The following is an 11,397-nucleotide window of genomic DNA, read 5'->3' on the forward strand; positions in this document are numbered from 1 at the left end:
CAGCGTGGCTTTCATGAGACCGGTATAATCTAAGGAAGGTAAACGGTAACTGGCATACAATAACCCTGATGCAGAATGCACATGTATCCTTTTATCTTCTTCCAGATCGAATCGCCGGGCACCGAAATACCGGCCTTCGAACAACCGGGTTTCCGGCATTTCTATGCCACACTTTTTAGCCAGCAGGGAATATTCATATTCGGTTTTACCCACATTTACCGGATCAATCGAAGCCATGAATTTCACCAGCCAGGCATGGCCATCAATATTCACCAATACCTTGGGCCTGGCCCCACCCGAGGTGCCGGCTTTTTTTACCAGCTCATCCAGCGAACCCGAATAATCATCATTGAGTATTTTCTCAACTTCGGCCGCGTAAAAGTCGAGCTGATGCATTGTTTCTTCCCTTTCGAGGCTATAGTCCGGACGGAAGGTCAGGGCTCCCATCCCATTGCTTCCCACCAGGCAAAGCCGGTCCAGTACCGAAAGCCCGGCAGGATTAACTCCCTGGCTGATCAACCAGCGGTCGATCAGCAATCTGCCCCATCCATCAGGCAAACTATCATTAAATACTCCAAACAATCCATCGAAAGGCTCAGCCCTGGCTGTAAATACCCCGCCCTTAAGGGGCAGGTAAAAGGGCGAAATTGAAAAGCCAGTACTTATCCATGCCTGATCATACTCAAATAGACAATGCCGGTCGGGCGCCAGGGCAAGCCTCCCCACCCGGCTGCTTTCAAAGTAAACTTCAACTACCTGCACCGGCTTAAACATTCCGCTTCCCCCTTTGCCGCTTTTTCACTACTGAAGCTTTCATCACTTCATCGATGCTTTCGTATTGCCGTTTCGTGAACAACAATAAAAATTCCTCTGTGGCATCCAATACAACTGCCAGCATTAAAAGATGCCTGAGGGATATTTCATAACTGTTTTCAAAGCGTTTCAGGGTACCCAGGCTCACACCCGACTTTCCGGCCAGTGTCTGCTGGGTGAGGTTAAGCTCAAGCCGCCTCTCCCTCATCCTGAAAGCTAAGCCCATTGCAATGGCATGTGGGTTAAAAGCATCCAGCACAGAATCATTATCAGATACTATTTTAGACATTATTAGCTATTACGTTTATAACAGATAACATATTAAACAATATAAAGATAGACATTTTTTCTATCCCTATAGCATGTTTAAGCTTTTGATTAGATACAACTGGACGACTGGACGAATGCACGACTGCACGAGGGCACGATGGGGCGAGGGAGCGACTAGGCGATGGAGCGATGGAGCGAGTGGGCGAAGGGGCGAGGGAGCGAAGGGGCGAGGGGGCGAGGGAGCGATTTCAAAATGACCAATTGTCGGGATTCAGGCTGCAAGAAAGACTGCCGACTGACGACCGCGGGGAGGAGTTGAAGTGTTATAACATTCCGTGTGTTCTCAGTATTTCGGCCAGATCGGGGTGTTTTTTCGAGTACTCGCGAAGCATTGTTGTTAGGTTTCGACTATTTTCTTCGGCCTTCAATACTTGTTCTAAAGCTGGTTTCATAGCGGTACGGCGATCCCAAATCATGTAGCCGAGCATGAAAATGAAAAGGGTAATTAAGATGCCAAAACCCCAGTAAAAAAGTGTTTTTATGTCATCTATCTGCTTTTGTTGGTACATGAACTGTTTATCAATGCTTTCAAAATTCACCTCCATCCTGGCGTCGAGTGCACTTATTTTGGCTTCGGTAAGGATAGCGCGGTCTCGGTCGGCCAGCGTATAGGGCACTACAACCTGCTGCTCCTGTGCCAATGCCGGGAGACGAAGCAAGGAGAGGAATAACAGACTGACAAATACAAGTGGTTTCATATTTTATGAATTTAGTGCGAAAATACAAAAAAAATGGTTGCGTTCGCTCGTGCTATCTTCTTTTCGTTCCCTCGTGCAGTCGTGCAGTCGTGCAGTCGTCACATCTTTTGGTCCAGATTCTTCCCCGTCTCTATATGGTGAAAAGTTGGTAAAAATTCAGTCATCACCTGCACAATGGCTGCTTTGGAGAGTTCAGGACTATTCAGAACTGCATTTAGCTTGTTAATCATGGCATGTATTTCGTCCAGCGAACGGCGGGGAGCGTTTTTGATTACACCCAAGGCATGATAGGTTTCCATATCAAGCAGTTCGCCTTCGGTAAAAAATTCTTCATAAGCTTTCTCGCCCGATGTATCGGAACTGAAATAATAAACAGGCCAGTATTTGGTATCATGCGGCATGTAAGCGGCATATTCTTTTGCACCTTGCTCCGTATCAAACGGTATTACCTCCATGCCCATGGATTTAACAAAGGCTTCAGTGATATCTCTGAATGAGGTGAGTTGGTTTTCGTTGAGTTTCGGAAAGAATACTTCGCCTGTCATTCCCAGCATACATGCCAGCATGCAGATCTGTCCTGATTCGTCGGGCGAAACAAAGTAGCGCTTTACATCGGTAGGAACGGAAAAGGGCTGGCGTTTCATCATCCGGTTAATGAATCCGTCGAGCAGACTTCCGTTTGAGAAGGCTACATTGGCAAACCGGGCTGTGGTGACCGGGAAATAATTGGCATAAGCCATAATCATTTCTTCCATGATCTTTTTGCTGGCGCCCATGATGTTCACGGGGTTTGCAGCTTTGTCGGTGGAAACGCAGAAGAAATGCTGTGGTGGGTGTTGCCTGAGGAATGCAAGGAATTTCTCGGCGCGTATCACGTTGTTTTCGAGCAGCGCCGTTATGCTGTAATGGTCTTTTTCGCTGCGTACATGCTTATGCGCCGCGAAATTTGCCACAATATCAAATGGACCCTCGTTGGCAAACAGGCGGTAAAAAACGTCATCATTAAAATTGACGGGGTAGGTTTTATAATCCTCCGGCACATATCCGCCTAAGGTGCTTCGCAGGTCTCGTGTAAGCTCGGTAAGGCCGTTCTCGCTGATATCGACTACATACAGGCGCGAGGGTTTGTACTTTAATACCGCCCTGATATACGATGAGCCTATTGTTCCCGCTCCCCCGATAACAAGGACTGATTTACCGGAAATGGCCCGGGTAAGGGCTTCGTGATGCTGCGCTAAGTCGCGTTTGAAGAAACTTTCGCTGCGGTTAGTTATGTGTTGATGGATAAAGGTGTTTATGTCGATCATGGTTTGTGTGGGGATTGGGGAGTGTAAGGTTAAAGTGGGGCTTTTCCTTTATCCTTTAACCTTTACCCTTCTCTTCGGGTCTCTCCGGTAAATCTTTAAATACCTTGAAAACTAAATTGCTTTCAGGCGCAAATATAGCCCAGGCAGTGAGGAAAATCAACATAAAATCGGTATAAAAGGAGAGGTGATTTTGATACCAAAGTTCCAGCTCTCCTTTGTAGGGCGAAATATGTTTTCTATAGAACTCGTCCAATGGCATTATTGTATCAGACAATAGTTGCTCTTCATCTCTGAAGACAACTGAACCGATTCCGGTAAGGCCTGGCTTTACATTATTAATAATCAGCTTTACATGCTCCGGATAGGAGACAAAAGTTTTATCTACAAGAGGTCTGGGACCAACAATACTCATATCACCTATCAGGATATTGATCAATTGAGGCAGCTCATTGATTTTTGTATGCCTCAGGAATCCTCCCATTGGCATTATACGCGGATCCTTTTTGGTAGTGTGCAACCCGGTACCCAAGGAAGGGCTTGCTTTAAGCATGGTTGCGAATTTCCAGATATTAAAATCCCTGTTTTTGTAACCGATTCGTTTTTGGAAATAAAAGATATAATGTTCGCCGGTTAATAACAATCCGATACAAACCGGAATTAATAACGGGGAAAGAACAGTCAGTGCAATCAAAGCCAGAACAAAGTCGATGAGGCGCTTCAAAAAATGCTTGTACATATTATTTTATTTGAATAGTTTTTTGATGACGACTAGACGACGACACGACTGCACGACTGCACGACTGCACGACTGGACGACTGCACGACTGCACGATTAGAGTGTCCATTTTTCGGGTTTGTTGCTTATATTGATTAGCATGGCGATAATGTGCTCGTATTTATCGTATAGATCATTATGGGTTTTATGATCTATATAGCTGAAGGATTCAGATAGATCCAGCCATACCTGAGTTTCACCAGATTCTGATTCTGAATCAGATAATTTCAATATGAAATTTTTCGGATACCTGCGTTTGCGCCATGCTTCTGCGAGATTTGCACAAACCGACCTGGAACTGCGTCTGATCTGATCGGTTAATGAATACCTTTCTTCCCGAGGAAAGGATTTTGTGACTTCATGTATTTCCAATGCTGCTTCATAAGCAAGCTGATATACCTTTAAATCCTTATGAGATCTTATCTTATCCATAATTCAGGATTATTAAAGTCGTGTCGTCGTGTCGTCGTGTCATCGTAACGTCATGCAGTCGTGCAGTCGTGCAGTCGTGCAGTCGTCCCCTCGTGCAGTCGTGCAGTCGTGCAGTCGTCCCCTCGTGCAGTCGTCTAGTCGTGTATTTCTATTTCCGAAATGATTCAAGTGTTTTTTGCATCCCGTCAATGGCCGTAAAAGGCATTTTATCTATACCTATAGCATGTTTAATCTTTTGATTGGAAACAAGATATGATTCAGTTAATTTTCTTAATCGTTCACTGTTTAATGGGAGATGAAAGAAGTCTCCCACCCGGGCAATGGCTTTAATCGGTTTTACAGGAATACTCCAGATCTTAGCTTTTTTATTTTGTGACAATGCCATTAATCTTATTAGTTCATTGGTTGATAAAGCTTCATCATCAGCAACCTGGTAGATGCCTGGTTCAATATTTTTATCAATCAACTGTTGAACTACGAACAAAATATTATCGATGGAGCAGAATGATCTTTTATTCTCAAAAGCTCCCAGTGGCCATGGAATACCTTTTTGCTGTAGTTTATATAGAAGATTGAGATTTCCTTTGTTCCCAGGACCATGGATCATACAAGGTCTTAAAATATATACCTTTTTATCAACGTGTTCTTGTTCTTTCGCACTATCGTGCCCTCGTGCCGTCGCTCCCTCGCTCCCTCGCTCCCTCGCCCCATCGTGCCCTCGTGCTGTCGTGCCGTCGTGTTCTTCTTTCCACTTCTCCAATTCATTTAAAATATATTTTTCTGCCTCTAATTTAGATTTGCCGTAAGGAGTCTGTGGGCTTGGCAATACTTCTTCTGTAAGCTGATCACCGGTTACAGAATCTGCTACCGCCTTTACAGAACTAAAAAAAATAAATTTGGAAGCGGATGATTTTAATAAATGTTGAAATATTTTTTGGGTAAGACCTACGTTAATGTTAAAATAGGATTGTTCATCTGTGCTATTTTTAGTATCGTGGGCTTTGCCGGCCAAATGAATGATAGTATCGACTGTACTCCAATCCACTTTCTCCAAATCATTCCACGAATAGTAATCATCGAACAGGTGATTTGCAGGTTCGTTGATATCAACGGCAATAATACGGAGTTTAAACCGTGTTTTAAGAACTTTTGAAAGGTTGTTTCCTACAAAACCAAATGCACCGGTAATAAGAATGGTCATTTAATTTGATTTAAAACGCTATTATTAATTTTTCTTCTTTCACGATCAAAGAACCATCCATATTTATTAAAGTAAATAATTGCAGATTTTATAAATATTTTAAATAGTCTGAAACTCGTGGCTGCACCTCTTTCGTGAGCATGAATTATACTGACAGTTGGATAATAAATTGTTTTATACGTGGAATGGATTCTTCGAGATAAATCAAAGTCTTCAAAATACATAAAAAATATTTCATCATATAATCCAACTTTTTTTAATGCTTCAATTCTGAATAGACTAAAACAACCCGAAATAATTGGGACATTGAGTTCTTCTTCGAGATAATTCTCTAAAGTGTATTCTTCATTTTTTAAATAAAATATTTTTTTTAATGGTCTAATAACTCGAATTAAAAGGTTAAACGGCGTTGGCAATAGTTTTGGTAAGAATTGTACACTTCCATCTATGTTTAAAATTTTGGGCATAATCAAACCAATATCAGGATTTTTCTCCATCTTTTGGAGTAATGCTTTTAAAACAGATGTATCAAAACAAATATCAGAATTTAATACCAAGTGATATCTTACTCCATCATTTATCGATTTTTGAATAGCCAGATTGTGACCTGCTCCATAACCGAGATTCTTTCCAGTGAATATATAGTTGGCATCACAAATTTCGAATGCATTGTTCCTTAAAGGTGAATTATCTACCAAATATATTTGATTTATACAAGCGTTTATTTTCAGGGCTTTTACTAAATTGGCAATTAGGGCAAATTCGGAGTTAAAAAGAACTATTGAAATATTTAGATTTTTTCCCATTTCTGTGCTCAAAATTAAACTTTTTTTTCGGGTAGCCTATTGTGACGTCTGTCAACATTCATATGACGGATAAAGTCTTTTCAGTTTGATGTGTGCCTTTTCCGTTGCGAACAGCCGGTTAATATTCTTGTTGAACCCATTGGGAGCCTGCTCCCAGGCTCCAACTTCATCCCGGACTTGTTAAATTGAGTCTATTCTCCGTCCTAAACATTGATTATTCAATACAATAATTTTAATCTCAGCCATATTCAGCCAGCTCCCATGTTTCGGAGTATATACAAACTCAAATCGATCCAAAATCCGTTTTGCTTCTGCCGGTTCAAATCGATCGAACTTGACTCCTCGGCTACGTGTGTCATTTTAAGGAAAAGATTTTGATTAGAGATTTTGATGGGTTCTATTCTTCCTTAATAATTTGACGGAAGAAGTTCTTCGAGGCGATTAGCTTTCCAATCCGGAATAACAGAGAGAAAATGAATAAGCCACTGCCAGGAATCGACCCCGTTAATTTTGCAAGAACCCAATAATGAATATATCATGGTTGCGTGCTGGGCAGCATCGTGGTTTTCGGCAGAAAGATGGGTTTCATGGGTTGACAGGTTTGAATATAAGCTCTATGAAATATTCAATTTTATTCTCAATAATGATCACTGATTTTTTTTCGCTGTCTTTTTGCGAGGTAACCTTAAGGATCGCGTTTTTAAGAGAAGAAGGTTGGTAGGGGTTGAATTTAGCAGTCGGGATGATGGTTTCTTTAGAATAGGGAAGATCGGCTGCAATGACCTTGCAATTCTGTTGAATAGCTTCTATCAATGGCAGACCGAAACTTTCGTTTAAAGAGGGGTAAACTAAATATTCGGATGATCGATATAGCGTTAACAATTCTCTTTGGGTGATGATACCATGGTTTAGGATTTTCAATCCTTTGGCTTTTAAATTAGAGATCAACTTGATTAGTTTATAATCCGTTTCGGGAATTGTCAAATGGAGTTCAAAATTATGGCCTTCCTGGTGGAGGAGTTCCCATGTTTTAAGGAGGACAAAATGATTTTTATGGCTAAGGCCTGTGCTCGGGAATATAAACGAATTAGGGCTCTTGGTACTTATTAAAGGATTTATTTGTTCCGACAAACAGAAAAAAGGAAGTACTTCCACATTCGTACTCGGAATTCTCAGCTTTGTCATCAGAAGCTCCTTCATAAACACTGTTTGAACAATCCATATTTTTGAATTATTTCTTAAGAAAAAAATAAATTGTCTTTTAAGATAGAGAAGAATTCTCGATTTGAAAGGAAGGTACCGGCAGTCCTGCAGTAGGAGGACATTATGAAACAGTGTATATGACGGTATTGATAAAGGAATCGGAGGAGGGATATTGCTGAAACACAAAACCCCGGAGAAATCATTTTTATGCTGTAGATAAAACTGTTTCCGGTTTACTAACGTGGATTCAAGAAAAGTTATTTTCGGTTCTAAGAAATAGGAAAAATAATTTTCGGTACGTTTATCCAATAAGAAAAATGAGGTTATTCCACGTTGCGCGAGTTCTTTATAAAGGTATTTCAGTAAGGTTAAACCACCTGGTGAATTAAGATATAGAGCATCGACTAATAACATTTTAACATCATAAATAAATTTATATACCCTTCGGCAACTGTAATTACATAATTCTATGAAAATCAGAATTGATAAAAATACCCTTATAAGGTAAAAATAAATCTGGATAGGGAGATATTGATTGAAAAAAGAAAAAGAAAGAAAATACTAGTAGTATAAAAATTATAGCAACTTTATTTTCTTTTCTTTTAAATATTAATATTTGTGAGGAAATAAGCAAGGGTTCCATTATATTAAAAAATAAGCTACCTCTACTTATCATTACTAAAAGTGAATTTGCAAATATAAAATAAATCAATATTCCAAGGGTATACCCATTGAACATTATATTGTAGTATGGTAATTTCTCACTTAATGTTTTTCGATTGTAAGAAAATATTGAAAATAAAATTAATCTTTTTATTAAGCCAATGATCGTAGGTTTTCCTCCAGAAAAAGTATCTTTAGCATTATCTAAATAGAATGATGTTTTTGCACTTACCAAATCTCCCATGAAATGACCAAGATATGAAAATGCTTGAGTGGAAATTTGCGTATTCCCAATTATATATATGATAATCGAAATTCCCAGAAAAGAAATTAGCATAGATGGTTTAATCTTAAAGTTTATAAAGTAATAAGTGATAAAAAGAAAAGAACTTAGGTGAAAACTTGCAGCTAAAAAAATAAACAGAAAAAAATAAATTGTTTTTTTTTCTATTACGTATCTTAATGCATAAATGCATATAGCTAATGCTATTAACTGTCTATTGGAACCCATCACTCCCATTGATAATGTATAGAACAACATTAACGACAAGTACAAGTAAGGAGAATAGCGCTGGAAACTTTTAAATATTAGATAGTAATAAATTATAGCGTGTATTAAAAGGAAGTATGAATAATCTGAAAATATTAACGTTGCTAACCATACAAATAAGTTATATCCGTATTCAACCTCAGTATGTAGAAGAGAATTTGGAGTAGCATTATTAATCGATTCGAAATGGCGTAAATATGTAGACCAATCGGTTCCCGTTTCCCAACGTAAGCCTACCTGTATAACTAGAAGAAGATAAACTATAATAGACATCCATCTTCTGGTATTAAATGCTAAAGTATAGTTAACATCTATTATAGAAAAAATAAATAATAAAAGTATAGTAGAAATATAAAGCGTCATGAAATACTATTAAAATATAAATTTCTTAATTTGGCCAAAACGATGTAATTTGAAAATTTCGAATTATAATATTCACGATAATTTTCATTGTGAATATTTATTGTACTGTTAAGAGAATTGATAATATTGTCGACTGTGTTTTCGAATAAGTAAGCATCGGAAATTATTACCTCGGGTACTGCACACTTGTTTGATGCAATTACTGGTTTGTTAAAAAGATACCCTTCAATAACAGGTAATCCAAATCCTTCGCCATATTCGGCAATCATCAGCACTATATCACAATTTGAATATAAATTTAGAAGCTCCGCGTCACTGACATACCCGAGCATTTCAATATTTTTTAGTTGTCTTTTTTGGATTTCCTTTTGATAATGCTCCAATAGGGGTCCCTTGCCTGCAACTGTGAACTTATAATCTTTTTCACGTAATTGTTCTGCAACTTGCAATAATAAATCAAACCTGGCCCTTTCTTCTATGCTTCGAATAATTAAAATTGAATTTCTATTTAGCTTATTTTGATGTAATTCACATAAAGGAACAAGTGGTTCAAAATGAGAAGTGTTTGGGATAATTACGAAATTCCTACGATTGCCAAACAAAGTTTGTTCTTTAGTATAGTTGGAAATGAAATGAATCAAAGAACATCTGAAGTAGAGTAGCAATTCAATGTTTCGAATTAGCAAAATAAATTTATGTTTCTTGATTTTGTTTAAATAGTATAGACCATCATGAATAGTTAATATATCCGTCTTAAAAATAGAAAAAAACGAGAACATCGGATTGTGAGAATGAATAATAAATTTATTTTTTCTTCTTAATTTGATTAAAACTAAGTTTAAGATTAGCGGCCAATACCAACAATGTTTTATTGAAATGCAAGCAAATTTATTACTCTTATATGCTGTTGTGTTTGAACCCCAATGAAGATAATATATGCGGTCGAAATCAAAAGCTTTTGATTGGAACTCGATGACATTTTCAACACCTCGTTTGTGTTCAAAAAAGCTATTAAACCCCAAGTATAATACAACATGTTTTATTATTGTTTTCTGTTTGTTTAATAACATATTTTTTAAGGTTTCAATAGCTTTCTTAAGGTTGATAATATAAAATCATTAATGCTAGTGTCATGTCAATGATCATATGACGGATAAAGTCTTTTTAGCTTAATTCGTGCATCCTTCATGGTAAACTGCCAGTTAATCTTCTGTTTAAATCCGTTCCTGGCTGTTTCCCAAGCTTCGACTTCATCTGCTACTTTTTCAATTGTGTTTATGCGACGCCCTAAACACTGGCTATTTACTACATTTAACTCTATTTCTGCCATATTCAACCAGCTACCATGCTTTGGTGTGTAAACAAATTCATAACAGTCCAATATCCTTTTGGCTTCAGCCGGTTCAAATCTCTCATACAATGCACCTGCCGTATGAGTTGCAAGGTTATCCATAACCAGTGTTATTTTATCAGCTTTCGGATAAAGCTGATCTGCTATTTCTTTGATGAACTCTGCCCAGTCGACTTTGCACTTCTTTTGAGTGATTTTCACCTTTCGAAACCCTGCTAACGGTTCATTAACCATAAAGATATTGCAAACTACAAATCGTTCATATTCATAATCACACATTCGATCATGCCCCTTGCCCATTGGAATAGGAACACGGGTTTCACCAATCAATTGTTTTGGCGATTCATCCATGCAAACAACTGGTCTCTCTGGATTATACGGTCTTTTATACACATCCAGTACCTGTTCCATGGCAGCAACAAACTCCCCGCTTCTCTCTACCGGGATTACCCACCCTTTGATTCGCCAAGGCTTAAGTTCGTTTTTTTTAACGTCCTACGGATCGTTTCGTGTGATATACTCTCTGTAACCCGAAGTTCAACCAACTGACCAGCAAGCAGTCGCAGAGACCATCGGGCAAATCCTTTTGGCGGCTCACCGCAGACAAGGGCAATCAAGTGGGCTTCCATATCTCCGTCAACCAGTTTGTCATATATACGTGAAGTGGGAGCCATTTTTAATGATGCTTCAAATCCTTCTTCAACGAACCGTTTCTTAACCCGATCAATGGTGCGCATTCCAATTTTTAACACCTTGCATATCTCCTCATTCGTTTGTCTTTGTTTACTACTCCCCATTCTTTAGACCACGATTTTGCTTTTCTTAATTGAATTTATTAATTCTATTTGTATTGATATTGCTGTTAATTTCGGGAAATAACTCGAAGAGTTATTCTCGATATTAAC

General features: G+C 38.5%; 11 protein-coding genes and 2 pseudogenes. All 13 read right to left on the reverse strand.

The window, feature by feature from the left end:
- Positions 1–774: type II toxin-antitoxin system HipA family toxin (locus M0Q51_16320; GenBank protein MCK9401543.1), on the reverse strand; the 774-nt coding region annotated here is incomplete at its 3' end.
- Positions 767–1,102, reverse strand: coding sequence for a helix-turn-helix transcriptional regulator (locus M0Q51_16325; GenBank protein ID MCK9401544.1), 336 nt, complete (start codon positions 1,100–1,102; stop codon positions 767–769). The genes M0Q51_16320 and M0Q51_16325, both read right to left, overlap by 8 nt.
- Positions 1,103–1,406: 304 nt before the next feature.
- Positions 1,407–1,841 carry a hypothetical protein gene (locus M0Q51_16330; GenBank protein ID MCK9401545.1) on the reverse strand — a complete coding sequence of 145 codons (435 nt, stop codon included), beginning with the start codon at positions 1,839–1,841 and terminating at the stop codon, positions 1,407–1,409.
- A gap of 98 nt (positions 1,842–1,939) precedes the next feature.
- Complete coding sequence (locus tag M0Q51_16335; GenBank protein MCK9401546.1) at positions 1,940–3,148, reverse strand: UDP-N-acetylglucosamine 4,6-dehydratase; 1,209 nt, start codon at positions 3,146–3,148, stop codon at positions 1,940–1,942.
- A gap of 55 nt (positions 3,149–3,203) precedes the next feature.
- The gene (locus M0Q51_16340; GenBank protein MCK9401547.1) at positions 3,204–3,884 is read right to left on the reverse strand and encodes a sugar transferase; all 681 of its coding nucleotides are present in this window, start codon (positions 3,882–3,884) and stop codon (positions 3,204–3,206) included.
- Positions 3,885–3,980: 96 nt separating this feature from the next.
- Positions 3,981–4,355, reverse strand: a complete 375-nt coding sequence (locus tag M0Q51_16345) for a four helix bundle protein (GenBank protein ID MCK9401548.1) — start codon at positions 4,353–4,355, stop codon at positions 3,981–3,983.
- Positions 4,356–4,503: 148 nt separating this feature from the next.
- Positions 4,504–5,556 carry an NAD-dependent epimerase/dehydratase family protein gene (locus tag M0Q51_16350; GenBank protein ID MCK9401549.1) on the reverse strand — a complete coding sequence of 351 codons (1,053 nt, stop codon included), beginning with the start codon at positions 5,554–5,556 and terminating at the stop codon, positions 4,504–4,506.
- A complete protein-coding gene (locus M0Q51_16355; protein MCK9401550.1) occupies positions 5,553–6,374 on the reverse strand; it encodes a glycosyltransferase in 822 nt (273 codons plus the stop codon). The genes M0Q51_16350 and M0Q51_16355 overlap by 4 nt, the downstream gene beginning before the upstream one ends.
- Positions 6,375–6,413: 39 nt before the next feature.
- A pseudogene (locus M0Q51_16360) lies at positions 6,414–6,686 on the reverse strand (transposase).
- Positions 6,687–6,947: 261 nt separating this feature from the next.
- Positions 6,948–7,562, reverse strand: a complete 615-nt coding sequence (locus M0Q51_16365; protein ID MCK9401551.1) for a glycosyltransferase — start codon at positions 7,560–7,562, stop codon at positions 6,948–6,950.
- A 460-nt stretch (positions 7,563–8,022) separates the two neighbouring features.
- Positions 8,023–9,141: an EpsG family protein gene (locus tag M0Q51_16370; GenBank protein MCK9401552.1), complete on the reverse strand. Its 1,119-nt coding sequence runs from the start codon at positions 9,139–9,141 to the stop codon at positions 8,023–8,025.
- Entirely contained in the window at positions 9,138–9,743 is a 606-nt protein-coding gene (locus M0Q51_16375) for a glycosyltransferase (GenBank protein MCK9401553.1), read from the reverse strand. Before M0Q51_16375 ends, M0Q51_16370 begins: the two co-directional genes overlap by 4 nt.
- Positions 9,744–10,276: 533 nt before the next feature.
- Positions 10,277–11,265 (reverse strand): annotated as a pseudogene (locus M0Q51_16380) (IS630 family transposase).
- Between the last annotated feature and the right edge of the window lie 132 nt (positions 11,266–11,397).

It is taken from the genome of Bacteroidales bacterium (genome assembly GCA_023229505.1).
Taxonomy (GTDB): domain Bacteria; phylum Bacteroidota; class Bacteroidia; order Bacteroidales; family JAGOPY01; genus JAGOPY01.

Bases quoted from the DNA above. Each gene is read 5' to 3' on its own strand.
- M0Q51_16345 (MCK9401548.1), bottom strand. From the start codon at position 4,355: ATGGATAAGATAAGATCTCATAAGGATTTAAAGGTATATCAGCTTGCT.
- M0Q51_16365 (MCK9401551.1), bottom strand. From the start codon at position 7,562: ATGAAGGAGCTTCTGATGACAAAGCTGAGAATTCCGAGTACGAATGTG.
- M0Q51_16325 (MCK9401544.1), bottom strand. From the start codon at position 1,102: ATGTCTAAAATAGTATCTGATAATGATTCTGTGCTGGATGCTTTTAAC.
- M0Q51_16350 (MCK9401549.1), bottom strand. From the start codon at position 5,556: ATGACCATTCTTATTACCGGTGCATTTGGTTTTGTAGGAAACAACCTT.
- M0Q51_16335 (MCK9401546.1), bottom strand. From the start codon at position 3,148: ATGATCGACATAAACACCTTTATCCATCAACACATAACTAACCGCAGC.
- M0Q51_16330 (MCK9401545.1), bottom strand. From the start codon at position 1,841: ATGAAACCACTTGTATTTGTCAGTCTGTTATTCCTCTCCTTGCTTCGT.
- M0Q51_16340 (MCK9401547.1), bottom strand. From the start codon at position 3,884: ATGTACAAGCATTTTTTGAAGCGCCTCATCGACTTTGTTCTGGCTTTG.
- M0Q51_16370 (MCK9401552.1), bottom strand. From the start codon at position 9,141: ATGACGCTTTATATTTCTACTATACTTTTATTATTTATTTTTTCTATA.